The sequence below is a fragment of the Maritimibacter alexandrii genome, assembly GCF_005871115.1.
GTDB lineage: Bacteria > Pseudomonadota > Alphaproteobacteria > Rhodobacterales > Rhodobacteraceae > Maritimibacter > Maritimibacter alkaliphilus.
Genome location: NZ_SWKQ01000014.1, coordinates 180,823 through 206,692, shown reverse-complemented (window position 1 = coordinate 206,692; position 25,870 = coordinate 180,823). Strand labels below are relative to the sequence as shown.

23 protein-coding genes are annotated in these 25,870 nt (G+C 65.3%); 15 read left to right on the top strand and 8 right to left on the bottom strand.

The window, feature by feature from the left end:
• Window positions 1–48 precede the first annotated feature (48 nt).
• Together FCT00_RS17650 and FCT00_RS17645 are read left to right on the top strand one after the other, a co-directional pair.
• Window positions 49–1,035 (top strand): Gfo/Idh/MocA family protein, encoded by a 987-nt coding sequence (locus FCT00_RS17650; RefSeq protein WP_138424065.1) that lies wholly within the window; start codon window positions 49–51, stop codon window positions 1,033–1,035.
• A gap of 27 nt (window positions 1,036–1,062) precedes the next feature.
• On the top strand, window positions 1,063–1,395 hold the full coding sequence (locus FCT00_RS17645; protein ID WP_138424064.1) for a DUF4389 domain-containing protein: 333 nt from the start codon (window positions 1,063–1,065) through the stop codon (window positions 1,393–1,395).
• Window positions 1,396–1,476: 81 nt separating this feature from the next.
• On the opposite strand, the gene FCT00_RS17640 is transcribed toward FCT00_RS17645, so the two are convergent.
• Window positions 1,477–2,649 carry a dipeptidase gene (locus FCT00_RS17640; RefSeq protein ID WP_138424063.1) on the bottom strand — a complete coding sequence of 391 codons (1,173 nt, stop codon included), beginning with the start codon at window positions 2,647–2,649 and terminating at the stop codon, window positions 1,477–1,479.
• A 78-nt stretch (window positions 2,650–2,727) separates the two neighbouring features.
• Between FCT00_RS17640 and FCT00_RS17635 the strand changes: the two genes are divergently transcribed.
• A complete protein-coding gene (locus tag FCT00_RS17635) occupies window positions 2,728–2,997 on the top strand; it encodes a DksA/TraR family C4-type zinc finger protein (RefSeq protein ID WP_138424062.1) in 270 nt (89 codons plus the stop codon).
• 188 nt (window positions 2,998–3,185) lie between these two features.
• Here FCT00_RS17635 and FCT00_RS17630 read toward each other — a convergent pair whose 3' ends face one another.
• Window positions 3,186–5,030, bottom strand: coding sequence for a M3 family oligoendopeptidase (locus FCT00_RS17630; protein ID WP_138424061.1), 1,845 nt, complete (start codon window positions 5,028–5,030; stop codon window positions 3,186–3,188).
• Between the two features lie 301 nt (window positions 5,031–5,331).
• Here FCT00_RS17630 and FCT00_RS17625 point away from each other — a divergent pair, with 301 nt between their 5' ends.
• From FCT00_RS17625 to FCT00_RS17610, 4 genes are all read left to right on the top strand, one after another.
• Entirely contained in the window at window positions 5,332–7,119 is a 1,788-nt protein-coding gene (locus FCT00_RS17625) for a TadE/TadG family type IV pilus assembly protein (RefSeq protein WP_171043033.1), read from the top strand.
• Window position 7,120: 1 nt separating this feature from the next.
• A complete protein-coding gene (locus FCT00_RS17620; RefSeq protein ID WP_040884450.1) occupies window positions 7,121–7,663 on the top strand; it encodes a TadE/TadG family type IV pilus assembly protein in 543 nt (180 codons plus the stop codon).
• Window positions 7,664–7,677: 14 nt separating this feature from the next.
• Window positions 7,678–8,307 carry a TadE/TadG family type IV pilus assembly protein gene (locus FCT00_RS17615; protein ID WP_138424059.1) on the top strand — a complete coding sequence of 210 codons (630 nt, stop codon included), beginning with the start codon at window positions 7,678–7,680 and terminating at the stop codon, window positions 8,305–8,307.
• A 110-nt stretch (window positions 8,308–8,417) separates the two neighbouring features.
• Window positions 8,418–9,329, top strand: a complete 912-nt coding sequence (locus FCT00_RS17610) for a pirin family protein (RefSeq protein WP_138424058.1) — start codon at window positions 8,418–8,420, stop codon at window positions 9,327–9,329.
• A gap of 102 nt (window positions 9,330–9,431) precedes the next feature.
• On the opposite strand, the gene FCT00_RS17605 is transcribed toward FCT00_RS17610, so the two are convergent.
• Window positions 9,432–10,376 carry an alpha/beta fold hydrolase gene (locus FCT00_RS17605; RefSeq protein WP_138424057.1) on the bottom strand — a complete coding sequence of 315 codons (945 nt, stop codon included), beginning with the start codon at window positions 10,374–10,376 and terminating at the stop codon, window positions 9,432–9,434.
• Entirely contained in the window at window positions 10,376–10,666 is a 291-nt protein-coding gene (locus FCT00_RS17600; RefSeq protein ID WP_008329421.1) for an SCP2 sterol-binding domain-containing protein, read from the bottom strand. The genes FCT00_RS17605 and FCT00_RS17600 overlap by 1 nt, the downstream gene beginning before the upstream one ends.
• 177 nt (window positions 10,667–10,843) lie before the next feature.
• On the opposite strand from FCT00_RS17600, the gene FCT00_RS17595 reads away from it, so the two are divergent.
• From FCT00_RS17595 to FCT00_RS17575, 5 genes are all read left to right on the top strand, one after another.
• A complete protein-coding gene (locus tag FCT00_RS17595; RefSeq protein WP_235889165.1) occupies window positions 10,844–11,377 on the top strand; it encodes a tetratricopeptide repeat protein in 534 nt (177 codons plus the stop codon).
• 29 nt (window positions 11,378–11,406) lie between these two features.
• Window positions 11,407–14,166 (top strand): helicase-related protein, encoded by a 2,760-nt coding sequence (locus tag FCT00_RS17590; RefSeq protein ID WP_138424056.1) that lies wholly within the window; start codon window positions 11,407–11,409, stop codon window positions 14,164–14,166.
• Window positions 14,163–14,567: an RNA-binding S4 domain-containing protein gene (locus FCT00_RS17585; protein WP_138424055.1), complete on the top strand. Its 405-nt coding sequence runs from the start codon at window positions 14,163–14,165 to the stop codon at window positions 14,565–14,567. The genes FCT00_RS17590 and FCT00_RS17585 overlap by 4 nt, the downstream gene beginning before the upstream one ends.
• Before the next feature lie 51 nt (window positions 14,568–14,618).
• Window positions 14,619–14,951, top strand: a complete 333-nt coding sequence (fdxA, locus tag FCT00_RS17580; RefSeq protein ID WP_008329412.1) for a ferredoxin FdxA — start codon at window positions 14,619–14,621, stop codon at window positions 14,949–14,951.
• A 287-nt stretch (window positions 14,952–15,238) separates the two neighbouring features.
• The gene (locus FCT00_RS17575; RefSeq protein ID WP_008329411.1) at window positions 15,239–15,748 is read left to right on the top strand and encodes a CarD family transcriptional regulator; all 510 of its coding nucleotides are present in this window, start codon (window positions 15,239–15,241) and stop codon (window positions 15,746–15,748) included.
• A 57-nt stretch (window positions 15,749–15,805) separates the two neighbouring features.
• Here the strand turns inward: FCT00_RS17575 and cobS are convergent, their stop codons facing one another.
• The gene (gene cobS, locus FCT00_RS17570; RefSeq protein WP_171043032.1) at window positions 15,806–16,561 is read right to left on the bottom strand and encodes an adenosylcobinamide-GDP ribazoletransferase; all 756 of its coding nucleotides are present in this window, start codon (window positions 16,559–16,561) and stop codon (window positions 15,806–15,808) included.
• Between the two features lie 71 nt (window positions 16,562–16,632).
• On the opposite strand from cobS, the gene cobT reads away from it, so the two are divergent.
• Window positions 16,633–17,649, top strand: coding sequence for a nicotinate-nucleotide--dimethylbenzimidazole phosphoribosyltransferase (gene cobT, locus FCT00_RS17565; RefSeq protein WP_138424053.1), 1,017 nt, complete (start codon window positions 16,633–16,635; stop codon window positions 17,647–17,649).
• Here cobT and FCT00_RS17560 read toward each other — a convergent pair.
• The 3 genes from FCT00_RS17560 to FCT00_RS17550 all read right to left on the bottom strand — a co-directional run bounded on the left by FCT00_RS17560 (window position 17,646) and on the right by FCT00_RS17550 (window position 23,818).
• Window positions 17,646–19,538 (bottom strand): monovalent cation:proton antiporter-2 (CPA2) family protein, encoded by a 1,893-nt coding sequence (locus FCT00_RS17560; RefSeq protein ID WP_008329405.1) that lies wholly within the window; start codon window positions 19,536–19,538, stop codon window positions 17,646–17,648. The two genes, cobT and FCT00_RS17560, sit on opposite strands and share 4 nt — an antisense overlap.
• Window positions 19,539–19,608: 70 nt before the next feature.
• Window positions 19,609–20,829, bottom strand: a complete 1,221-nt coding sequence (locus FCT00_RS17555; RefSeq protein ID WP_138424052.1) for a PAS domain-containing protein — start codon at window positions 20,827–20,829, stop codon at window positions 19,609–19,611.
• 79 nt (window positions 20,830–20,908) lie between these two features.
• Window positions 20,909–23,818, bottom strand: a complete 2,910-nt coding sequence (locus FCT00_RS17550; RefSeq protein ID WP_138424051.1) for a hypothetical protein — start codon at window positions 23,816–23,818, stop codon at window positions 20,909–20,911.
• Window positions 23,819–24,146: 328 nt separating this feature from the next.
• On the opposite strand from FCT00_RS17550, the gene FCT00_RS17545 reads away from it, so the two are divergent.
• Both FCT00_RS17545 and FCT00_RS17540 read left to right on the top strand, forming a co-directional pair.
• Window positions 24,147–24,485, top strand: a complete 339-nt coding sequence (locus FCT00_RS17545; protein ID WP_040884445.1) for a hypothetical protein — start codon at window positions 24,147–24,149, stop codon at window positions 24,483–24,485.
• Window positions 24,397–25,779: a DNA-packaging protein gene (locus tag FCT00_RS17540; protein ID WP_235889163.1), complete on the top strand. Its 1,383-nt coding sequence runs from the start codon at window positions 24,397–24,399 to the stop codon at window positions 25,777–25,779. The genes FCT00_RS17545 and FCT00_RS17540 overlap by 89 nt, the downstream gene beginning before the upstream one ends.
• The last annotated feature ends 91 nt before the right edge of the window (window positions 25,780–25,870 follow it).

Below are 25,870 nucleotides of genomic sequence, written 5' to 3'. Positions count from 1 at the left end.
CTCAGGACGCCCGGGCCAAGCGCCCGGGCTTTTTGTAGGGGGAAACCAATGGCCAACGACCTGCGGTGGGGCATTCTCGGGGCGGCGCGGTTCGCCGCCAAAGACATGGCACCGGCGATCCACGCGGCGCGCGGCAACCGGCTGGCCGCACTTGCCACGACATCGCCGGACAAGGTCGCGCCGTTCCGGGCGATCACCGACGATCTGACGATCTATGACAGCTACGCGGCGCTGCTGGACGACGATGGGATCGACGCCATCTATATCCCGCTTGCCAATCACCTGCACGTAGACTGGACCCTGCGCGCGATCGAGGCGGGCAAGCATGTGTTGTGCGAAAAACCCATCGCGCTCGACGCGGGCGAGGTGGATCGCATCATCGCCGCGCGGGATGCGAGCGGGCTGCACGTCGCCGAAGCCTACATGATCCTGCACCACCCGCAGTGGGGGCGCGTCAGGGCGCTGCTGGACGCGGGTGCGCTCGGCACGCTGGGCCATGTCGACGCCGTGTTCACCTACAATAACCCGGATCGCGCGAACTTCCGCAACCAGCGCGGCACGGGCGGCGGCGGTATCCGCGACGTGGGCGTCTATACCTATGGCTCGGCGCGCTTCGCCACGGGCGCGGAACCCGACGAGATATCGACCCGCATCCGGTGGGAGGACGGGGTCGATGTCTGGGCTCATACAACGGGCACGATGGCCGGGCCGAAAGGCCGCTTCACCTATTCCGGTCTCACCTCGACCCGGCTCATGCGCCACCAATCCGTCACGTTCCACGGCTCGGACGGCCTTTTGAAGCTCACCGCGCCGTTCAACGGCGGCGTTTTCGCCGAAGCGCAGGCCCATCTTTTGCGCCCGGATCACTCGGTCGCGGTGGAACGCTGGCCGGGCGTGAACCAATACGTTCTGCAGGTGGAGAATTTCGCGGCGACGGTGCGCGAAGGCGTGCCATATCCCGCGCCGCTCGAATTCAGCCGGGGCACGCAGGCCATGATTGACATGGTGTTTTCGCAGGCGACCGATATTACTTGAATAGGGACAGAACTGGGAGACGACGGGATGGCCAAGGAAGCTGAAACACCTGATGAGGATGTCGATCCGACCGTGCTGGAAAAGCCGGGAGCAGAGATCGACGAGCGCGAGCCGGACAACATCTGGCTGCGCGGGCTGTGGATGGTGTTCTTCGTTATCGCGCTCTGGGTGGCACGCGGGCTTGTCATCATCGCGGGCCTGATCCAGTTCTTCTGGATGCTGTTCGGCAGCGAAAAGAACCACTATGTCGCCGAGTTCGGTGAGGATCTGGCCGACTGGATGGCGCGCGCCACGCTGTTCGTCACCGGCGTCACCGAAGATCGCCCGTTCCCCTTCGACCGCTGGGGCATTCCCGACTGATCCGCGGCCTTGCGGAGCGCGCCAAGGGCGCGCGCAGGGCAAGCGCCGCCCCGGCTTCGCCGGGACACCGCGACGGGCGCCTCAGTTCAGCCGGTCGCGCAGAACCCTGACCATGTTGCCGCCCGCGACCTTGCGGATCTGCGCCTCGGTCAGGCCGATGTCCAGCATCGCCTGCGTCAGGGCGGCAAGCTCGGCGGTGTCGAAGCCGGTGGTCACCGTGCCGTCGTAGTCGGAGCCGAGGGCCACGTGATCCTCACCGACAAGGTCGATGGCCGCCTCAATGGTGCGGGCCACGCCCAAAGGGCTGTCGTCGCAGGTCACGTCCTCCCAGTAGCCGATGCCGATCACCCCGCCCGTGGCGGCGATGGCGTGCATCAGGTCGTCCGGGTAATTTCGCTTCGTGTCGCAATGCGACCGGATCCCGGTGTGGCTGACCACAAGCGGCATATCGGTCATCTCGATCACGTCGCGCGCCACCTGGGGCGAGGAATGGGCGAGGTCTAATATCATGCCCCGCGCCGCGACCTCCTTCACGACCTGACGCCCGAAATCGGTTAGGCCGGCATCGCCGACCCCATGCAGCGATCCACCCAGTTCGTTGTCGAAGAAATGGTGCAGCCCGATCAGCCGGTATCCCGCCGCCTCGAGCCGGTCGAGATTGGCGATCTCGCCCTCGAGCGGATGGGCGCCCTCGATCCCGAGAACACCGCCCACGACCTCTTCCCCGGCGTCGCGCAGCGCGAGCACGGCGTCGAGATCCTTTTCGGTGCGGATGAGGCGCAGATGGCCGCCCGATCTGTTCGCCGCGTCCCTGAGCCGCTGGGCCTGATAAAGCGCACGCTCCAGAAGGCTGTTCCAGGTGCGTGGCGGCCAGAGCTGACCCACGGCGAGAAGGGTGATGTTGTCGAAGGTCTCGGCGGAGTTCTCTTCGTAATTTTGGCCGGACGGCGATTTTGTGACGGCGGTGAAGACCTGAAGCGTCACGTTGCCCTCGATCAGACGCGGAATGTCCACATGTCCCCGGTCGGACCGCTCCAGCGGATCGCGCTTCCACAACAGGGTGTCGGCATGCCAGTCACCGATGAGGAGCGTATCGTGAAACGCGGCACCCTCGGCGGTGACCGGGTAGGGGTCGTGTTCGACGACCACGTTCATGTCCCGCTCGGCGATCCCCGGCGCGAAGATGAAGAACCCCAGAAGCCCGACCACCAGGACGGTCAGCACGATTCCAAGGATCCATTTCACGATGCGCATCCGCTCCTCCCTCGTTCTTGCGGGCAGGCTATGGCACACTACCTATGGTGAACAGACCCAACCCGACGGAAGGTGGTCATGGCCGGTGGATGGAGCCGCGACGGCGCAGTGCAGGAACAGATCGACGCGTCGATTTCGGAGGAGCTGGAGCGTCTGCGCGCCCGGCGCGCGCCCGTGGGCGAAAGCCTTGCGGACTGCGCGGAATGCGGCGAAGCGATCCCCGAGGCGCGGCGCGAGGCCTTGCCCGGCGTCAAGATCTGCATCGATTGTCAGCAGGAGCGTGACCAGACCTTCAAAGTGCGCCCGGGTTTCAATCGGCGCGGCTCAAAGGACAGTCAACTGAAATAGCCGCGGCACGCGTGGCAAGCGCCGGGGGATTTTGCATCCCCCGGACCCCCTGCAGGATATTTTCGGACCGGAAAGCAGGGTGCCGCGCCCATTCTCTTTCCGGTCGGAAAATATCCCCGGGGGAGGTTTGGAGGGGGCAGGCAGCCCCCTCCAACGGGTCGACGCGGGCGCAAGCCCGCGTCGAAACCTCAGTCTTCCATCGCTTCGAGTTCGTCGATGAAGCCCGAAATCATGCTCAGGCCCTTGTCCCAGAATTTCGGGTCCGAGGCGTCGAGACCGAAAGGTTTGAGCAGTTCGGAATGGTGCTTGGACCCGCCGGCCTTCAGCATTTCGAAATACTTCTTCTGGAAGTCCGGATCGCCCTCTTCGTAGACGGCGTAAAGCGCGTTCACGAGGCCGTCGCCGAAGGCATAGGCGTAGACGTAGAACGGCGAGTGGACGAAGTGGGGGATGTAGGACCAGAAGGTTTCGTAGCCGTCCATGAAGGTGAACGCCGGGCCGAGGCTTTCGCCCTGCACGCTCATCCACAGCTCGTTGATCTGGTTTGTGGTGAGTTCGCCCCGGGTGCGGCGCGCTTCGTGCAGTTTGCATTCGAAGTCGTAGAACGCGATCTGGCGCACGACCGTGTTGATCATATCCTCGACCTTGCCCGCGAGCAGCACCTTTTTCTGGGCCGCATCGGGCGCTTCGGCCAGCAGTTTGCGGAAGGTGAGCATCTCGCCGAAGACGCTTGCGGTCTCGGCCAGCGTAAGAGGCGTGTCGGCCAGAAGCTCGCCCTGACCGGCGGCCAGCACCTGATGCACGCCGTGGCCCAGTTCGTGCGCCAGCGTCATCACGTCGCGCGGTTTGCCGAGGTAGTTGAGCAGAACGTAAGGATGCGCGTCCGTCACGGTGGGGTGGGCGAAGGCGCCGGGGGCCTTGCCGGGTTTCACGCCGGCGTCGATCCAGCCGCGGTCGAAGAACGGCTCGGCGATGGCGGCCATTTCCGGGTCGAAGCCTGCATAGGCCGACAGTACCATCTCGCGTGCCTTGGGCCAGTCGATGACCCGCTCCTCCTCCATCGGGAGCGGCGCGTTGCGGTCCCAGACCTCCATTGTTTCGAGCCCGAGCCATTTGGCCTTGAGCGCATAGTAACGGTGCGACAGCTTCGGATAGGCGTCGACCACGGCGTTTCTGAGCGCCTCGACCACCTCGGGTTCGACATGGTTCGACAGGTGGCGCGCGGTCTGGGCCGAGGGCATCTTGCGCCAGCGGTCCTCGATCTCTTTCTCCTTGGCGAGCGTGTTGTGCACGCGGGCGAAGAGGGGGAGGTTTTCGCCGAACACGCGGGCCAGTTCGCGCGCGCCCGCTTCGCGGCGGGAGCGTTTCTGCTCGGACAAAAGGTTCAGGGTGGCCTCGAGCGACAGGTCTTCGTCCTCGCCTTCGGGCGAGAAGGTGAGGCGGGCCATCGTTTCGTCGAACAGCTTGTTCCACGCGGCGGAGCCGACGGCGGACTGGTCGTGCAGGAATTTTTCCAACTCGTCGGACAGCTGGTAGGGCCGCATCGCCCGCAGGCGGTCGAAGATCGGTTTGTAGCGGGCCAGATCGGCATTGGCCTCGAACAGCGCGTCCAGCTTGGCGTCCGGAATACGGTTGATTTCGAGCGAGAAGAACACCAGCGGCGTGGTGTAGTCCGTCAGCTTTTCCTGACAGTTTTGCAGGAACTGCGCCCGTTCGCCATCGGTGGTGACCTGATAATACCGCAGACCCGCGTAGGACATGAGCCGCCCGGCGATGCGGTCGATCTCCTCATGCGCCGTGACGCAGGTGAGCATGCCCTGGGCGTCCAGATCGGCCAGTTTGCCTTCGTAGCGTTCGGCGAAGTCGGCGCAGAGCGTTTTCAGCCGGTCGAGGTCGCGGGTCACTTCCGGCGCGTCGGGGGCCGCGTAGAGGTCGCTCAGATCCCAGTCGGGCAGATTTCCCAAATCCTTGCCGGACCCTGCGGGGTCGGTGGCGGCGTCGAAGACGGGGCTGGGCTTGGTCGGGATGCGCATGAAGTCTCCTGTTCGTGTGTCGGTCAAGACATAGGACGTGGGCGGGTGGGCCACAACAACCGGTCCGGTCACGTCCGTATTCAGGTCATGGTTCGCTAACCCACGCGGAATTTTCGTGGCGGATTGTGCGCGACCGGGAAACGCTGGAGCGCAGCGGCGGCTCACTGTCCCGGAAAGCTGCATGGTGAGTTTCAAATATCAAACATTCGCCTCAATTCCGCCGTGGTTCTGAGGTCTCTGGATCGCGGTGAAATCCGTGTTTCGAACGCGGATGATGCGTTTTGACGCGGGAGACGGGACGATGACGGATCACGGCCTGAAAGATCGGAAGACCACGCAACGGGTGGACAATCCCGAGGGGTTCCTGCGTGACGAGCGCGGGTCGTTCATCATATTCGGGATCGCCGTTTTCATGCTGATGTGTCTGGCGGGCGGTATCGCGGTCGACACGATGCGCTATGAAACCCACAGGGTGCATGTGCAGGGCACGCTCGACCGTGCGATCCTTGCCGCCGCGTCGCTGGATCAGGATCTGGACCCGGAAGAGGTGGTACTGGACTACTTCACCAAGGCCGGTCTGGGCCATGTCATCAGTCAGGACGACATCGACGTCTTCGAGAACCAGACGAACGGCGAGGTGGCCGACGACGTGGCCGTGACCACACGGCGGGTCGAGGCCTCGGTCAGCGCGCTCATGCCGACCACTTTCCTGCGTCTGGCGCATATGTACGATCTGGGCCTCTACACCGAAGGCGGCGCCGAAGAGGCGCTGTCGCTGTCCGAGATCTCACTGGTGCTCGACGTGTCCGGTTCGATGGGCAACTCGTCCAGTTCCGGCTATTCCAAGATCTATGAACTTCGTCGGGCCGCCAAACGGTTCGTCAACGTCATGCTGTGCAACCCCGCCGATGCGGACGAGACCGAGGATTGCACGCTGACCGAGGGCGACATCTCGATCAACATCGTGCCCTACGCCGAACAGGTGCTGCTGCCGTCGAACCTGCTGCAGCGGTTCAACCATACGAGCGAGCACACCGAAAGCCGGTGCATCACCTTCTACGAGGACGAGTTCGACACCGTCGCCGTTCCGACCTTCTCGCTCGACACCTTCGTGACGAACGGGCGCCCGCTGCCCGCGCTTTACGGCGATCCGATCCAGCTTACCGGCTATTTCGACCCGTCGGGCGGCACCAACAGCACGCCGAACCCCGGCTCGAATTCGCCCTGCTACAACGATTATTCCGGCAGCACGAACGACTACTGGCGCGAGATTTACCCGATGGGCTTCTCCGCCGAGGCTCTGCGCGACGAGATCGACGATCTGGGCGCGAGCGGCAACACCTCGATCGACCTCGGGATGAAATGGGGCGCGGCCCTTCTGGACCCGGCGGCGCAGCCCGCGATCTCGGACCTCGTGGCCGCGAACGAAGTGAACGAGGCCTTCGATGGCCGCCCGTTCGAATACACCCAGCGCGGGATCGAAAAGGTCATCGTGCTGATGACGGACGGCGAAAACACCTCGCAGGACTATCTGCGGCGCGGGTATCACAGCGGGCCGTCGGGCGTTTACAAAGCCAACAGCTCGAACGACTGGTCGGTCTACGACGCCGACGACGATCGCTATTACTGGGTGAACGGTGGTCAGTGGCTCGACCACCCGTACGGCGAGGGCGAGTACGAGGAATGCCATTCGGTCCGGCAATACTGGGGGTACTGGTGGTGGCAGTACAACTGGGTCGAAGAATGCGAGATGGTGTACGAAGGCAACGGCGCCACGCAGCTGACCTTCCCGCAATTGTGGCTTCAGAAGACCGCCAACTGGTATGACCAGTGGAACTTCCTCGCGGATGCGCACGACTATTTCAACTATAGCGAAAAGAACGACAATCTGGACGAGATCTGCACGGCGGCGAAGAACGCGGGCATGGTCGTCTTCACGATCGGGTTCGAGGTGAGCGGCAGCCAGCACGACATCATGCGCAGCTGCGCGTCGGCACCGGCCTATTACTTCGACGTCGACGGTCTGGATATCTCGGCGGCCTTCGCGGCCATCGCAAGGGAAATCTCGAAACTGAGGCTAGTGTTCTGAAATGACACATCGGGCAGGCATACTAAAAAGAATAAAACAGGCAATCAGACGGGAAGACGGAACGGCCTCGATCGAGTTCGTCATCCTCTTCCCCGCGCTGATGACGCTGTTCCTATCGTCGTTCGAAATGTCCGTCCTGCTTCTCAGGTCGGTCATGCTGGACAAGTCGCTCGACACGACGGTGCGCGAACTGCGCCTCGGGCTGGTCGATACGCAGACCCAGGGGGCGCTCAAGACGACACTGTGCAATCGGGCGCCGATCATCTCGAATTGCAATTCGAACCTGCTGGTCGAACTGACCCCGATCTCGACCGATACGTGGTCTTTCCCGGCGGGCAACACGACCTGCACCGACCAGTCGGCTGAAATCCAGCCGGTCGTCAACGTCACCTTCGGGCTGGCCAACGACATCATGATCGTGCGCGCCTGCGCCAAGGTCGACCCGTTCTTCGCCCCGTCGAAATGGGTTCTGGACCTCGCCCCGCTGGACGAAGCCGGTCAATACGCCGTCGTCGCCGCCTCGACCTTCGTGAACGAACCGTGAGGGGAGGGCGACAGATGGAACCACATTTTTCGATCCGCCGGTTCGTTCGGGACGAAGACGCCTCGCTCACCGTCGAGATGGTGCTGATCCTGCCGCTGCTGATCTGGGGCTTTCTGACGGTCTACACGATCTTCGACGTGTTCCGCGCCCGCAATCTGGCGCTGAAGGGCAACTACGCGATCTCGGACCTGATGTCGCGCGAAACCGCGTCGATCAACACGACCTATCTCAACGGCGTGCGCTCGGTCTTTCGCTATCTGACGCAGGGCGACAACGACACATGGGTGCGCGTCACCCAGCTTTACTGCAACGGCGATTGCGGCGATGCCGACAACCGGGTGCTGGTTCTGGACTGGTCGCGCGCGACCAATGGCGTGGACACCTACGAATCCGACGACCTCGACGCGTTGAATGCCGTGGTGCCGCTTCTGGGCTTCGGCGAGCGGATCGTCATGGTCGAAACCAGCGTCGACTATGTCGCGCCCTTCATCCCGCCGATGCTGAAGACCGTATCGACGGAGAACTACGAGTCGGGCTGGGGGTTCATGAAGAACAACACCTTCATCGACACCGTGTTCACCGAGCCGCGCTTCGGCCCGCAATTGTGCTGGGAATACGTGAACAGCTGCCCGGCGCGGTCCTGATCTGCCCGGATCTGTGCCTGCGTGCACAGAAACTGCGCCGCCTCGAAGCGTGGCGGCGGATTGTTGCGGGCCACGTGCAACCCTAAGTTACGGGTCGAAAGGAGACGCTCATGTCCATTCGTCCCGTTATCTCCCAGACCCCCGCCCAACCCACGATGGAAGGTGCCGGGGTCAAACTTCATCGCGGTTTCGGCTTCGGCGATCCCGAGGCCTTCGATCCGTTTCTTCTGTTCGACGATTTCCGGGGCGAGATGCCTTCGGATTACATCAAGGGCTTCCCGTGGCACCCGCACCGGGGGATCGAGACGATCACCTACGTGCTCGAAGGCACGGTCGAGCATGGCGACAGCCTTGGCAACCGTGGCACGCTGGGCGCGGGCGACATCCAGTGGATGACCGCAGGCTCCGGCATCATGCATCAGGAAATGCCGACCGGGAACGCCAAGGGCCAGATGCACGGGTTCCAGCTTTGGGGCAACCTGCCGTCCTCGCTCAAGATGACCGATCCGCGCTATCAGGACATCGCGTCCAAGGAGATCCCCGAAGTCACCGATGACGATGGCACGGTGGTTCGTGTGGTCGCGGGCGAGTTCTGGGGCAAACGCGGCCCGGTCGACGGGATCGCGGCGGACCCGCAGTATCTGGACGTGACGATCCCGGCGGGGGTGAAGAAGACCTTCAAGATCGACACCTATCGCCGGGCTTTCGCCTATGTGTTCCAAGGGGCGGCGGCGTTCGTCGACGCGTCGAAACCGTCGGGCGTGCTGCTCGAGAAAGAGGTGTTCGGGCAGGAGGTTAACATCCGCGACATGTCGGGCAACCGCACGGTCGTGCGCTTCGGCTCGGGCGACGAGGTCACCGTGCAGGCGGGTGAAGAGGGGGTTCGGTTCCTTCTGATCTCCGGCGCGCCGATTTCCGAGCCGGTGGCGTGGCACGGGCCGATCGTGATGAACACGCGCGAAGAACTGATGCAGGCGATGCAGGATCTGCGCAACGGGACGTTCATTCGTCCGGCGCACTGAGACGGTGAAGGGTTTCGCCGCGGGCTTTGGCCCGCGTCGATCCGCTGGAGGGGGTTCTACCCCCTCCAGATCTCCCCCGGGATATTTTACGACCGGAAAGAGTTACGCGTGGGCTTGGAAGTGTTCCACGGTGCGCCGGTAGAACATCGCCCGCGTGTCCGGCACTTCCATCATGATCTCGTGCTCGGCCTTGGGGACGACGACGAGTTCGCCGTTTTTCCAGTGTTCCATCACCTTGTGAACAGGCTCCGTCGCCACGATCCGTTCGTCTGCCCCCAGAAAGGTGAGCGTCGGGATCGCGGGCGGCGGCGTGCGGGCGAGCGAGGCGGTTTCGCGCAGGGCGAGGTAGAGCCACGTGACCGAGGGGCCGCCCAAGGCAAGCTCCGGGTGCGCGACGAGTTGGCGCTGCATGAAGGCCCACATCTCGGGGTCTTTGGTCAGCTGGTTGTCCTCGAACGGGGCGATCTGCACGTAGCCTTCGCGCTTGGTCGCGGGCGACAGCTTGGTGCCGTCGCCGAAGGAATGGGTGAGCCACGACAGCGACCAGGCCACGGGCCGCAGCCATGTGGCGAGACCGATGCCCCACATCGGCGCCGAAAACACCGCCGCGTTCACGGGCAGGTTGCGATGCAGCGCGCGCAGGCCGATGCAGCCGCCCATGGAGTGACCGATGAGATAGTAGGGCTTGGGCAGGTCGAGCTCGGCCACGGCCGCCATGACCGTGTCGACATCGACCTGATAATCGTCGAAATCCGCGACGTGGCCCAGAAGCTTATCCTCGGCCACCCGGTCGGCGATGCCCTGACCGCGCCAGTCCACCGCAATCATGTGATAGCCCTGTGTCGCGAATTCGGCGGCGGCGGGCCCGTATTTTTCCGCGTATTCCGTGCGGCCGGGGAACAGGAGCACCGTTCCCCGCGCCTTGCGCCGTCCCGATTTCGGCCAATGGGCCAGACGGATCTTCACCCCGTCGGGGCAGGTGAGCCAATAGGCCCGCCCGCCTTTCGGCCCCTCGGCCACATCGTCGAAGAGCGGCGCGTCATCCATCAGGCGAGGATCGCGCCCAGCTTCATGGCGGTGCCCATGTCGCCGTCCACGGCAAGCTTGCCGCCCATGAAGGCCGCCGTCGGGTTCAGGTCGCCCGACATCATGGATTCGAAGGTTTCGGCGCTGGCGGTCAGGGTCACGTCGGTGTCCTCGTCGCCGGCATGGGCGCCGTTGCCGTCGACCACGACCGAACCTTCGCCTTCGATCACGAATTTCGCCGTCGAGTCGAAATCCTGACCTTCCATCTTTTCGTTGAGTGCGGTCACTGCCGCGTCGATCACGTCGCTCACCTCAGGGTCCTCCGAATATTGGTTGAGATGCCAAGTTTACGTCCCCGTCAGGTTAGCAGGCACACGCAGGGCGCGAAACAGGGGATCGCGCCAAATGACGTGCGGTTAGCGCCATATATGGCGTGCGGTCGCGACATGGTGATGACAGCCGCGCGCGTCCGGCGCTAGGCTGTGGGCATGAGACGCATGATCCTGACGCTTTGCCTGTTGGCCAGCCCCGCATTCGCCGCGGATGCCGAGCGGTTGAACGAGTTGTTCACTTCGCTCGAAAACGCGGATGAGACCAGTTGGGAGCAGATCGAGAACAAGATCTGGTCGGAATGGTCCGAATCCGGCTCGCCCGCGATGGACCTGTTGCTGCAACGGGGTCGCGAGGCGACGACCGAAGAGCGGTACGAGGAGGCGATCGAGCATCTGACCGCGCTGGTCGAAAACGCGCCAGACTTCGCCGAGGGCTGGAACGCGCGGGCCACGGCCTATTACGCGGCCGGGCTGATCGGCCCGTCGCTGCACGACATCGCGCGCACGCTGGAACTGGAGCCGCGCCATTTCGGGGCGCTGTCCGGGCTTGGCCGTATCCTCGAGGAAACCGGCAACGATCCTGCCGCGCTCGAAGCCTATTCCGAGGCGCTGTCTATACATCCCCACCGACCGTCGCTAATCAGGGCCGTGGAGCGGCTTGAGGGCGCGCTCGAAGGAAAGTCCATCTAGCGCGCCGACTTGCGCGACGGGGAGCGTGGATGCCGGGCATCACGGCCGTTCTCGGCCCGACGAATACGGGCAAGACTCACTACGCCATCGAACGGATGCTGGCGCATCGCACGGGAGTCATCGGGCTGCCGCTGCGCCTTTTGGCGCGCGAGGTTTATGACCGGATCGTCGCCCTGCGCGGCCCCTCCGTGGTGGCGCTGGTTACGGGCGAAGAGCGGATCGTGCCGGAGCGGACGCAATACTGGGTCTGCACGGTCGAGGCGATGCCGGAGGGGCTGGGCGCGGATTTCGTCGCCATCGACGAGATACAGCTTTGCGCCGACCCCGAACGCGGCCATGTGTTCACCGAACGCCTGCTGAACGCGCGGGGGCTGCATGAGACCCTGTTCATGGGGTCCGACACCATGCGCGGGGCGATTGCCGCACTGGTGCCGAAGGTGCAGTTCATGCGGCGCGAGCGCTTCTCGTCGCTCACCTACGCCGGGTCGAAAAAGATCAGCCGGATGCCGGGGCGCTCGGCTATCGTCGGCTTTTCCGTCGACAACCTCTATGCGCTGGCCGAGTTGATGCGGCGGCAGAAGGGCGGGGTGGCCGTGGTCATGGGGGCGCTGTCGCCCCGGACCCGGAATGCTCAGGTGGCGATGTATCAGAACGGCGACGTGGATTACCTTGTCGCCACCGACGCCATCGGGATGGGCCTGAACCTCGACGTGAATCACGTGGCGTTCTCGGCGCTGTCGAAGTTCGACGGGCGGCGCATGCGGCGGCTTGCGCCCAATGAGCTGGCGCAGATCGCGGGGCGGGCCGGGCGGTATATGTCCGACGGGTCGTTCGGCGTGACGGGTGAGGCGCAGCCGCTTGAGGACGAGGTGGTCGAGGCGATCACCAACCATTCCTTCACGCCGCTCCGAAAGCTCAACTGGCGCAACTCGGACCTGCAATACGGCACGGCGCAGGCGCTCATCGCCTCGCTCGAGGTCGGCACGGATGACGAATGGCTGATGAAGGCGCGGGAGGCGGACGACCTGATTGCGCTGCGGGATCTGGCGGACGATCCCGTCGTCAGTGCGCGGGCGCATGACGGCAAAAGCGTGCGCCTGCTTTGGGACGTGTGCCGGGTGCCGGATTTTCGGGGCATCAGCCAGACCGAGCACGTGACGCTGCTTCACAGGCTTTTCACAGACCTGCACGAATATGGCCGGGTGAACGAAGATTGGTTCGCGCGGCAGGTCAAACGGATTGATCGGACTGATGGCGAAATCGACACCCTGTCCAAAAGGTTGGCGTATATCCGCACATGGACCTATGTGGCGCAGCGAAATGGGTGGCTTGCCGACGAAGGCCATTGGCGCGGCGAAACCCGTGCGGTAGAAGACCGCCTGTCGGATGCGCTTCACGCCGCACTGACCAAGCGATTTGTCGATCGGCGCACATCCGTGCTTTTGCGCCGGTTGAAGCAGAAGGAGGGCCTTGTGGCCGAGGTGAACGACAAGGGTGAAGTGAGCGTCGAGGGCGAATTCGTCGGTCGGCTGGAAGGGTTCAGGTTCCGGCAGGACACGTCGTCGTCGCCCGACGAGGCCAAGACTTTGCGTCAGGCATCCGTCGCCGCGCTGGCCCCCGAGTTCCATCTAAGGGCGGACCGGTTCTACAACGCGCCCGACACCGAGCTCGATTTCACCGAGCAGGGCGGGCTGATGTGGGGCGACAGCGCCGTCGGCAAGCTGGTCAAGGGCGACGACATTCTGCGCCCGCGCGTGCAGGCCTTCGTCGATGACGAGGCGGGGACGGAGGTGGCCGAAAAGGTCACACGCCGCTTGCAGCATTTCATCGACCGCAAGGTGGCAGGCCTGTTCGAGCCGATGCTGGGCATGCAGAAGGACGAGGCGCTGACCGGGCTGGCCCGTGGCTTCGCATTCCGTCTGATCGAGGCTTTGGGCATCATCCCGCGTGGAAACGTGGCGGGAGAGGTCAAGGAGCTGGATCAGGACGCGCGCGGTAGCCTGCGCAAGCATGGCGTCCGGTTCGGGCAGTTCACGATCTTCATGCCGCTTCTGCTGAAGCCCGCGCCGACGCGCCTGCGTCTGGTGCTGTGGAGCCTGTTCAATGGGCTGGACGAATTTCCCGAAGCGCCGCCGCCGGGTCTGGTCACGATCCCCGTGATCGAAGGCGTGGGCGACGAGGTTTATACGCTGTCCGGCTATCACAAGGCCGGGGCCCGCGCGATCCGGATCGACATGCTGGAACGGCTGGCCGACCAGCTTCGCGCACAGGATTCCAAGGCCGGGTTCGAAGCGAACCCCGATATGCTTTCGATCACAGGCATGACGCTGGAGCAGTTCGCGGACCTTATGTCCGGTCTCGGGTACAAGGCCGAGAAGGGCGAGCGGCCCAAGGCCAAGCCGGTGAGCGAGGCCGAGGCGACGCCGGAGGCTGGCGAAGCCGAGCCGCAACCGATTCCCGAAACCGAGGGCGCATCCGAGGCCGAGGCCACGCCGGATGCCGAGCCGTCGGCCGAGCCGGAGGTCGAAGTCTACTATACCTTCACCTGGGCCGGGTTCGCCCGCAAAGGCGGCGGCGCCCCGCGCGGCGGCGAACGCCGTGGGCAGGGCGGCAAGCCGCAGGGTGGCAAGCCCAAGGGCAAGGGGCCGCGTCGCGACGGCGACCGGGGCAAAGGCGGGCAGGGCGGCAAGGCCAAGACCTTCTCGTCCCGACCGCCGAAGAAGGACAAGCCGATCGACCCGGACAACCCCTTCGCGCAGGCGCTCATGGGGCTCAAAGACAAGAAATGACCGGGGCGCCGGAGGGCCAGCCGTCCGCGAACGGGCCGCGCGCCACGATGCGGGCGGACAAATGGCTCTGGCACGCACGGTTCTTCAAGACACGTGGACTGGCGACGAAACTGATCGCCGCCGGCCACCTGCGGGTGAACGGGACCAAGGTCGCCAAAGCATCGCACGGGATCGGGGCGGGGGATGTGCTGACCTTTCCGCAGGCCCGGCGCGTGCGCGTGGTCCGGCTCAAGGCCTTGTCCGAACGGCGCGGACCGGCCCCCGAGGCGCAGGCGCTGTACGACGATCTGAGCCCGCAGGAAACGCACGTTCCGGCGAATCCCGGTTTCGAAGGAAAGGGTCGTCCCAGTGCGAAAGATAGACGCAACGCACGTCTTTACGATCCGTCCCGGCTTGAATGATTGCGCCGGGGGCGGTAGGCACAGCCGAAACGACCGGTATCTGGACCTGACATGACATATATCGTCAACGACAAGTGCATCGCCTGCAAATACACCGACTGCGTCGAAGTCTGCCCCGTGGATTGCTTCTACGAGGGGGAGAACATGCTGGTGATCCACCCCGACGAATGCATCGACTGCGGTGTGTGCGAGCCGGAATGCCCGGCGGACGCCATTCGCCCGGACACCGAACCGGAAGCGGAGAAATGGGTCGAGTTCAACCGCAAGTACTCGGAACTCTGGCCGGTCATCATCGAGAAGAAAGACCCGCTCCCCGAAGCCGAAGAGCGCGACGGGGAAGAGGGCAAACTGGAGAAGTACTTCTCCGAAGCGCCGGGCGGCTGATTCGCCCGATCCGCGCTGCGGCGCGGCGAAAACAGCGGCTTTCATAGGCCAAACTCTGCGGATTCAGGGGGGATTCACCCGAATCCGCCGTGAACCCTTTGAAATTCGGCGATTCTGCGCTATATAGAACTTCGCTGTGAACCATGACACCTGACCAGCGCCCATTGGGGGCCAAATCTGGGCGTGCCTGAATTGCGAAAAACAATCGCGACGATGTAAGGAAGCTTTCCTTGCACCGTGCGTTTTTGTCGCCCAGGTCGCGAGGTGCTGAAAGGAAGTACTTGAAGATGAGCAAAGCCAAGAAGCTTGATTTCCGCCCGAACGAATACGTCGTCTATCCCGCGCATGGCGTCGGACAGATCGTATCCATCGAGGAACAGGAAGTCGCCGGGCTTACGCTGGAACTGTTCGTGATCTCGTTCGAGAAGGACAAGATGACGCTGCGCGTTCCGACCAACAAGGCGACCGAAGTGGGTATGCGCTCGCTCTCGTCGCCGGATGTCGTGTCCAAAGCCATGGACACGCTTAAGGGCAAGGCCCGCGTGAAGCGTGCGATGTGGTCGCGCCGGGCGCAGGAATACGAACAGAAGATCAACTCGGGCGATCTGATCTCGATTGCCGAGGTCGTGCGCGACCTGCACCGCAACGACGACCAGCGCGAGCAGTCCTATTCCGAGCGTCAGCTTTACGAAGCGGCGTTGGAGCGTCTGACGCGCGAAGTGGCTGCGGTGTCCGGTGGTGACGAAGCTGCCGCGCAGGAAAAGGTCGACGGCGTTCTGACCTCGCGCGCCGCCTGATCCGCGCAAGACCCGCATGATTTGAAAAAACGCCGCTCCGCTTGGGGCGGCGTTTTTTCATGTGCTGACGGCGACCAGCGCGCCAAGGGCTGCAATTTCGCAAAGCTGTTGAGCCGAGCCGAGGACATCGCCGGTCTGCCCCCCGATCTTGGCTTTCGCGATGGCGGCGATCGCGAGTGTTGCGAGCGACACCCAAAGGATCAGGGCGAGGGCACTCGTGCCGAGGCACAGGAAGCCCGCGAAAAGCGCGACGAGCACGCCGAGGGTCGCGGTGGCCTGCGACGGGCGGCCGACGCTTTGCGACAGTCCCGCGCCCCGCGCATTCGGCATGGCGGCCATCAGCACGGCCATCGGGGCGCGGCTAAGGGCGCCCGTGGCGACCAGAACCCAAAACAGACCGCCGAAAGGCATGAGCGCGGCAAGCGCGGCCCAGCGTGCGATGAGCGAGAGCACCAGCGCGATCACCCCGTAACTGCCGACGCGACTGTCCTTCATGATGTCGAGGCGTCGCGCGATGTCATGCCCGCCCCAGAAGCCGTCGGCCACATCGGCCAGCCCGTCCTCGTGCAATGCGCCGGTCAGGACGATCTGGGTCGCCAGAACCAGCGCGGCGGCGAGCGCGGCGGGCAGGCCCAGCCACAGGGCGATTCCGCCAACGCCCGCCGCGACAGCGCCCGTTACGGCGCCGGCGAGGGGCCAGGCCCAAGACGCACGCGCGCCACGGGCGTGGTCCGCCGGGACCGGAAGCCGGGTCAGAAGCGCCAGCGCAGCGGCGATGTCGCCGGGGGTGGCAAGGGGGTCGGAACGGGCCATGACTTTCGCCTTGTTCTCGTTGATGAAACCTCGGTAAGCCTTCGCCCGCGACACATCAACAGGAGACGCCCATGACCGCCCCCTTCGAGACGCTCGACGCCTTTCGCGCCATCCTCGCGGACCTGCCGCAGCCGGACGCCGAGGCCGTCGCCGGGGCGCAGGCGCGCAATGGGCAACTGACGAAGCCGCCGGGGGCACTGGGGCAGCTCGAGGATCTGGCGATCTGGTATGCGGGATGGCGCGGTGACGCGCGGCCCGGCCTGAACGCGCCGCAGGTCATCGTCTTCGCGGGCAACCATGGGGTGACGGCACAGGACGTGTCGGCGTTTCCGGCGGACGTGACCGTGCAGATGGTCGCGAATTTCGAGGCGGGCGGCGCGGCGATCAACCAGCTCGCCAAGGCATTCGGCGCGAAGATGGACGTTCACGCCCTGTCGCTCGACACCCCCACGGCGGATTTCACGCAAGGCCCGGCCATGAGCGAGGCCGAGGTCATCGAGGCCTTGCAGGTTGGCTGGAACGCGGTCGACCCGCAGGCCGATCTGTTGGTGACGGGTGAAATGGGCATCGGCAACACCACCTCGGCGGCGGCCATCGCCCATGCCCTGTTCGGCGATATGGCCGAGGATTGGGTGGGGCGCGGCACCGGGGTCGACGACGCGGGGCTTGCCAACAAGGCGCGCGTCGTGCGCGAGGGGCTGAAAGCCAACCCCGGCGCGTCCTCGGACGGGCTGGAGGCGCTCAGGTGCCTCGGGGGGCGCGAGGTCGCGGCGATGGCCGGGGCGATTGCGCGGGCGCGGGTGCTGGGCATTCCGGTGATCCTCGACGGGTTCATCTGCACCGCGGCGGCGGCCTGTCTTGAGCAGGCCGCGAAGGGTGCGTTGGATCATACCGTCGCCGGTCACGCCTCGGCAGAGGCCGCGCACGGGCGGCTTCTAGCGCTGCTGGGCAAAACGCCGCTTCTTTCGCTGGGAATGCGGCTCGGCGAGGGGTCGGGCGCCGCATTGGCGATCGGCGTGCTCAAGGGTGCGGTCGCCACGCACAGCGGTATGGCGACCTTCGCCGAGGCGGGCGTGTCCGAGGGTTAGGAGGCTTTCGCCTCGTCCTCGTCATCCTCGTCGAAGTCGTCGTCACGCGAAGGCTTGGGGTCCTGATCCAGCGCCATGAGCTGTGTCAGCATCGCGCTTTCCATGTCCTTATCGAGCGCCATGGCGCGTTCGCGGTAGGCCTCATTCTCGTCGGCGCGCAGCTTGGGATCCCAATAGTTCGCGAGTTCGCGGATGATGTGACGGTCGTGCTTGTAGAACATGCGCTCGGCCTCGTGTGCCTCGAATTCGGACAGGCCGATGTTTTCCAGCACATAGCGCCCGACGCGCAGCGAGGAGTCGAACATCTCGCGCACGATGTCGTTGGCCCCGGCCTGATACAACCCGTAGACATGCGTCCGGTCGCGGGCGCGGGCGATGATGTGGATGTCGGGGCGTTGCGCGCGGGCGTGCGCCACGATTTTCATGCAGGCTTCCGGGCTGTTGACGGCGACGACGAGGACCTTGGCCGACAGCAGCCCCGCGGCCTTGAGCAGGTCCGGTCGGGTCGGGTCGCCGAAGAACCCTTTCACGCCGAATTTGCGCATCATCTGAATGGTTTGCAGGTTGTTGTCGAGGACCGTGGTTTCGTATCCCACCGACCGGACGAGCCGGTTCACCACCTGACCGAACCGGCCGATGCCCACGATGATGACGTCGGAGGTATGGTCGATCTCATCCTCTTCATGGTGCTCGGTCTTTTCCGACGCGCGTCGGTCGTAGAAATCGTAGGCGATGAAGGCGAGAGGCGTCAGCAGCATGGACAGCGCGATGACCGTTAGCACGTCCTGCCCGATGGCATTGGTGATGACGCCCTGCTGGGCCGAGAACGTCACCATCAGGAAGCCGAATTCACCGGCCTGCGCAAGGCCCAGAGTGAAAAGCCAGAGGTTCCGCCCGCGCAGGTGGAAGAAGTAGCCGAGCGGCGCGAGCACCGCCGCCTTGGCCGCCATGAGCAGGACCGCGAGGCCGATCAGGCGGGCGGGGTCGGCGATGAAGCCGCGCACGTCCATCCCGGCGCCGACGGTGATGAAGAACAGGCCCAGCAGCAGGCCCTTGAAGGGCTCGATGTCGGTTTCAAGCTGATGCCGGAATTCCGAGTTCGCCAGCATGACACCCGCAAGGAACGCGCCGAGTGCGGGGGACAGGCCGACCATGTTCATGAGCGTGGCGATGCCCACGACGATCAGCAGGGCGACGGCGGTGAACATTTCGCGCAGGCGAGCGCGGCCGATGAAGTTGAACACCGGACGCACGAGGTAGCGGCCGCCGAGGATGATCGCCGCGATGGCCCCGAGCGTGACGAGGGCGACGCCCCAGCTTGGCAGGTTCTCGACGATGGACACGCTGGAATGCTCTTCCCCGCCGTGGTGCGCGCCGCTGGAGGCGAGGAACGGGAGGATGAGCAACATCGGGATGACCGCGATATCCTGCGTGAGCAGAACCGAAAAACTGGATCGCCCGCCCGGCGATTGCATCAAACCTTTTTCCGTCAGCGTTTGCAGGACGATAGCGGTCGAACTTAAAGCGAGCATGAGGCCGACGGCGAGCGCGACCTGCCACCCTTCGCCAAGCACCATGACGCCCGCCGTGACGACCCCGGTTGTGAGCAGCACCTGAAGGCCGCCAAGCCCCATGAGCCTGTGTCGCATGTCCCACAGCGCGCCGGGGTCGAGTTCGAGACCGATGATGAACAGCATCATCACCACGCCGAATTCGGCGAAGTGCATCAGCCCCTCGGTCTCGCCCCCGTCGATCCCCGTGATCGGCCCGATCAGGAGGCCCGCGACGAGGTAGCCCAGAACTGAGCCGAGCCCGAGACGGATGGCGATGGGAACGGCGACGACGGCGGCACCGAGGTAAATCGTGGCATTGAGGAGAAAGGTTTCCATGGGCCGATATTTGCAACCGCCTGTAACATTGGCAATGCACAGCGCGCGGCGGACAGGCGGAAAAGCGCGTTCAGCCCAGCCTGTCGCGTATTTCGTTTCCGAGGTGCATGATGCGATCAAGTCTTGTGCTGATCCTGTCTTGGAACACCTTCAACTGACCGATGATATCCGTCAGGCTTTCGCCCGATTTCGGCAGGCGCGCTCCCTCGATCTTGCACATGACGCGGGTGGTCGACAGGCCGAGCACATGACGTTCCATGGTGTCGCAGGCCGACAGGATGCGCCGCGCCTCGTCCTGCACGAGCGAGATGGCCTTGCTCGCCTCGACCTTGTAGGCGTCGACGAGGTTTCGAAGAATCTCGCGCTCGGTTTCAAGGTCGGTGTGGCCCAGCTTGCGCCGTTCGAAGGTCAGTTGCAGGTCGCAGGCGTTCAGAAGGCGCGAAAGCCCCTGAATCAGCAGGGTCTGGATCACCGAGGACTGGATCGACGAAAAGTTGCTGTCTTCGCCCAGAACATGTGCCTCGAACCATTCGAACATGTCGCGCGACATGATCCCGTAGTTCTTGGACAGGGTCGAGATCGGCCCGCCCGTGGGTTCCATCCGCGAGGCGATGACGCGCAGGTTGTGGGGCACGGTGCGCATGGCGTTGAAGTCGCGGATCAGCCCCTCGGTCTCGGTCTTGAGCGCCTCGGCATGGCCCATCGTGTCGCGCAGCGCATCCATGCGGGGGTCGGTCGGACGACCGAGGCCGGTGTCGCGCGCGGTCAGCTCCTCGGACAGCGCATGGGCCGCGAATTCGGCATAGGTCGGAAAGCCGTGTTCGGCCAGTCGGGCCAGCAGGCGGCGCGCGCTTTCCTCTGGCTCGATCTTTTCAGTGAGCTCGACCTCGCGCAGCGCGGCATATTCTTTCTCGACCGTACGAAAGAGCGGGCTCGTGGGTTTTATGCGGGCCGAAAGATAGCCGTCGCCATTCGGCATCACGACGGCGAACACCCAGTAGTAAAGCCCGTCCTCGGCCCGGTTCTTCACATAAGCCCCGATGGGCCGGCCCTGTTTGATCGTGTCCCACAGGAGCCAGAAGACCGCGCGGGGCATGTCGGGGTGGCGGATGATCTTGTGCGGAGCGCCCAGCAGGCGGTCCCATTCATAATGGGCCACGCGGCGGAACACGTAGTTGCCGGATTCGATCACGCCGCGGGCATCGGTGCGCGAAAGGAACACCTCGTCCAGATTGAAAGGAGCCTCACCCGAGGTGGGGCGGAACTCCTGTCGTCTATCCTGAATTGTCACGGCCCAAAGCTCCAACACGCGCCAGTCCGGCTGTCATGTCGGTCTTATCCGTGAAGAGTTGTCGGGCGGTTAATCCGGGTCAGCCCAGCGGCAGAACGTCGAGCGCGAACTGACGCCCGCCTTTCTGGTACACGAGCCGGGTGTCCGAGATCGCGACGACCTGTCCGCCGTCGAGCCGGTCACCGACCGACACCTTCACGTAGCGCCCGTTGCCCATCCGCACGAGTGCGCGGCGCGATGAGGACGAGCCGTACACGCCGATCAGGTTGACCCGACCGAGGTTGAGGGCGTTCTTCATCGTAGCGGTGCGCGCGACCGAGGCCGACGACGGGATGATCGGCTGGTTCGATTGCACGGCGGCGGCCACGACGGTGGTGCCGTCGGAGTGGTCCTCGGCCTCGTCCGCCGCTTCTTCGTCGTTCTGGGCGCTCTGCACGGCCTGTTCCACGAGGGCCGCGAAATTCGACGGGCGCTGGCCCGGACGCATGGAGGTGAGCACGGCGAGTTCGGTCGCGTTTTCGATCACGGCGGTCTGCTCGGCCTCTGCCGTCGTCTCGGGCGTGTCCAGCGCCTCTTCCACGGCGTCGTCGAGCGCGGCGGTGCGCGTGTCGGGCGCGGCTTGCGTGTCGAGCCCGTCAGGCCGGGCGCGGGGGCGCAGTTCGGCCAGTTCGTCCCGGCTCAACCCGCCCAACTGGGCGCGTTCGGTGAGTTCCGCGAGGTTGTCGGGCCGGGCCTGCGGGGAGATCGTCGGGGTCTCGGCCGGCAGGTCGAGGGCCGCATCGTCCTGCGTTTCGGGCACGATGCCTTCGGGGCGCGGCACGGGCACCACGGAGGGGCGGCCCTGAATGACGATCACGCCGGTGGGGGAAACGGCCCCTTCCGGCGTGGCAATGACGAGCCCATCTTCGTTGAGGTCGAAGGATGTTCCGGGGGGCGGTGGCGGTATCGGCGCATCGGTCGGAGCTTCTGCCACGGTGCCCGGATCGGGCAGGGCCAATGCGTCACTTGCCGAAATCTCGGGGTCGATGGAGGCGACATAGACATCGTCGCCGCGTGCCGTCTCGGGTTCGCCCAACGGATCGGGCGCGCGCTGATAGACGCCTGTGACCGCATATTGGGCTTCGGCCTCTTCGGCGGTGAGAACGCTGGCGGTGTCGACGGTCGGCTCAGGCTCTGGCTCAGGGTCGACGGCGGCTTCGGTCGTGGCAGCGGGGTCTTCCGTCGCCACCGGGGTTTCCGCCGGTGTCGTGGCCGGGTCCGGGTTGAACAGCGTCACCTCTTGGTCGTCGAGGAAGACGGTGGACCAGAGCGCGGCGGCCGCCATGAGAAGCAGCAGGACGAGGGTCAGGATCAGGCCCATGTAGCGCGGGCGTCCGCGTTGCGTGGACTGGTTGCGGCGCGCGCCGAAGACGGTCAGCGATTCCGCCTCTTTCGAGCGCGCGTCGAGTTCCTTGTCCTTCGGCTTTTCCTTGCGCGCACGCTTCGGCTTCTCCGCCTTGGCAGGCTTTGCAGGGCCCGGATCGGGTGTTTTCGCGGCGGGGGCCGGGGCGGGGTCGCCGAGGTCCGCTGGCGGTGCCGGGAGCGGGGCGAGCGGTGTCGTCGCCTCGTCCTTCGTCGGGCGGCGCAGGCGCGACCCGGCAGATGAGGACAGGCCGCTGATGCCGGAGGACACCCGCGACAACAAGCCCGGCTTTTCCTCGCCCGGCGTCGGTGTCGGTGCGCTGATGGCACGGGCCATCGCCTGTCGGCGCGTCTCGGCCTCGCCCGACAGGCCGCGCGGGGCAGGGCGGGTGTCGTCGATGACGAGGGGCTTTGGCTTCTGGGCGGCATCGTCGCCTTTGGCGGGGGTCGATGCGCTGTCGTCGATGTCCGAGATGCGCGGCTCGGTCACTCCGACCGATGCGGTCGGCGCGGGGCGCGGGGCAGGAGCCGCCGGTGCCGGAGCGCCACGGCGGGACGTGAACGACGGCGTTTCGGGCTCGGTGGCCGGCGCGGCGACGCTGGGCGCGGGGGTCGGCGCCGTCTTGGCCGGTTCGGGATCGCGCGCCGGGGCGGGCGCCTTTGGCCGGTCCGGTGCGGGGGCGGGCTGCGACCGCTGGATCGGTTTGTAGGCCGGCTTGGCGCTGATTTCCGTGGGGTCGTCCGGCGTCGGCGGGAACGGCGCGAGCACGGGCGGGGCCGAGGTTGCACGGGGCTTGCGCGCCGTCGCCGGCGCACGGGGGGCGGTGGCCTCTCCGGTTTCGTCCGCACCGGGATCGCGCGGGAAGGCATCCAGCGCCGGACGGTCCGAAGGGCGCGACGCGGGCGTCGGGTCCGGCATCGGGCGCGCGGGTGCGGATTGCTCGGGTTCGGGGGGCGCGGGTTCGGGTTCGGGCTGCGCCGTGACGGGTTCGGGGCGCGTCGTCGGCGCGGGCACGGACATGCCGCCCGGCAAGTCGATCTGGCGCGGATTGCGCGGCACCGGGGTCGCATCGGGCGTGACGCGCACGTTGCCACCCAGAATGCGCGGCGCGGATTTGGTCTTGCCGAAGAACGGCTCACCCGAGAACGCCCCATTGGCGGGGCGCGCGACGAAGCTGACCGGGTTGAACCCGAATTGCGACGCGAAGCCTTCGGCCTCTTCCATCGTCTCATGGGCCAGAACGGCGACGCGGGCGACATCGCCCTCGGCCCGCCAGTCGAACACAAGCTCGGACACCGGGTAGGGCGTGCGCCCTTCGAGCGCGACGCGGATCTGCACTTCGCGCGCCGCATCGTCGGGGCCGGGCGCTTCGAGCGTCGTATAGAGGATCTGGCTGTCGGGGATGATGAGCTTGGAGGTGACGGTGCCTTCGCCCAGCTCTTCGGCCACCGCGCGCAGGGCCTTGAGATGCTCAGACATCTTCGGATCGTCCAGCGCCACTTCCCCGACATAGCCCCAGCCGCCCGCTGCGCGAAACAGAAGGCGGATGCCGTCATGGGTGAAATCAAGCGCGAAATTCGGCTTCATGGCCTGTGGTGTGCCCGGTGCAATGTCAGTCGATCTCGGGGCCAAGTCCCCGGAGTTTTTGGGAAACTATCGCAGGAGCGCGGGCTTGGGAAGGGAAAGCACGGGGATGGGTCAGGCGGTCGGCGGATTTGGTGTCCGAACGCGGGTTTTCGCCGATATGTGCCTGATTGTCGGCGATTTTCCGGGCGCGAAACGAGCGTCGGGGAGAGAATCACTTGTATACGTCCTAATTCGCCGTGCGGCGGGTTTCCCCAAGCGTCACCCGAATTCGCCAGACTGCCGGTCCAGAGCGCAACCGACCGAACCTGCGCCGATGCCGGAGCCGTCCATGACCGACGACAATACGCGATATGTGCCAGACCCGGACGATCCGTCCGACCCGGTTGCGATCCACAAGATCGCGTCGGACCAGTTCGCGCGGGCGCTGAAAACGATGAACGACCTGACCGAAGCGTTGAAGACGGGCGAGGTGACGGCGGCCAACGACACGGTGGATTGGTCGAAGTTGCTGACCAAGGCGGCGGTTGCGCTGCGCGATGAAAGCGCCCGTCTCGATGCCCTGTTCAAGGATACCGCCGATGACCTTTCCGAAATCGACCTCGACAAGGTCCGAACCGACCTTCAACGCCAATTGGCTCGCATCGCTGACTCCCTCGAAACAGATTGAGTTTCTGGAGACGTTGAACGACGCGGCGCTGGTCGCGTTGCCTTACGTGTTCGAGTTCTGGGCGCTGGATCATCAGCTGCCGCCCGAAGGGGATTGGCGCACCTGGGTCATCCTGGGCGGGCGCGGTGCGGGCAAGACGCGCGCCGGGGCCGAATGGGTGCGCGCGCAGGTCGAGGGGCCTGCGCCCCTGTCGCCGGGGCGGGCCGGACGCGTGGCCCTGATCGGCGAGACCTTCGATCAGGTGCGCGACGTGATGGTGTTCGGCGACAGCGGGATCGTGGCCTGCGCGCCGCCCGACCGCCGCCCGGCGTGGGAAGCGACGAAACGGCGGCTCGTGTGGCCGAACGGCGCGACCGCGACGTCCTTTTCCGCCTCGGAACCCGAGGGGCTGCGAGGGCCGCAGTTCGATGCCGCTTGGGCCGACGAATTGGCGAAGTGGAAAAAGGTCGATGACGCCTGGGACATGCTGCAATTCGCGCTCAGGCTGGGGGACCATCCCCGGCAGGTCGTTACGACCACGCCGCGCGACGTGCCGATTCTGCGGCGCCTGCTCACCCTGTCCTCGACGGTGACGACCCATGCGCCGACGACGGCGAACAGGGCCAATCTGGCGAAAAGCTTTCTGGAAGAGATCGAGGCCCGCTATGGCGGCACCCGGCTGGGGCGGCAGGAACTGGAGGGCGTTCTGCTCGACGACCGCGAGGGGGCGTTCTGGTCGACCGCGATGCTGGAGGATTGCCGGATCGACGGGCCGCCGCCGCTGTCGCGGATCGTGGTGGCGGTGGACCCGCCTGTCACGGGTCACGCGGGATCGGACGAATGCGGAATCGTGGTGGCCGGTGCTGTGACCGAGGGCGCACCGGGCGCGTGGCGCGCGGTGGTGCTGGAAGACGCGAGCGTGAAGGCCGCGAAGCCCATCGACTGGGCGCGCGCCGCGCTGGACGCGATGGAGCGATATGGCGCGGACCGGCTGGTGGCCGAGGTCAATCAGGGCGGCGATCTGGTCGAGACGGTGATCCGCCAGATCGACCCGCTGGTGCCCTATCGCGGTGTGCGGGCGGCAAAGGGTAAGTCGGCGCGGGCCGAACCCGTGGCCGCGCTATATGAGCAGGGGCGCGTGTCGCATCTGCGGGGACTGGGCGATCTCGAGGACCAGATGTGCCTGATGACCGTGCAGGGCTTCGAGGGCAAAGGCAGCCCGGACCGGGTAGATGCGCTGGTCTGGGCGCTGACCGATCTTGTCGTCGAACCGGGCGCGAAATGGCGGCGGCCGCAGGTGCGTACGCTGCTTTAAACCCTTCTTTAACCCTTTCTGCGAGGGTGTCCAAAGTCGGAATTCGCCGACGCCGCGCCGGGTAAGGTGCTGATCTTAAAAGGGAACGATC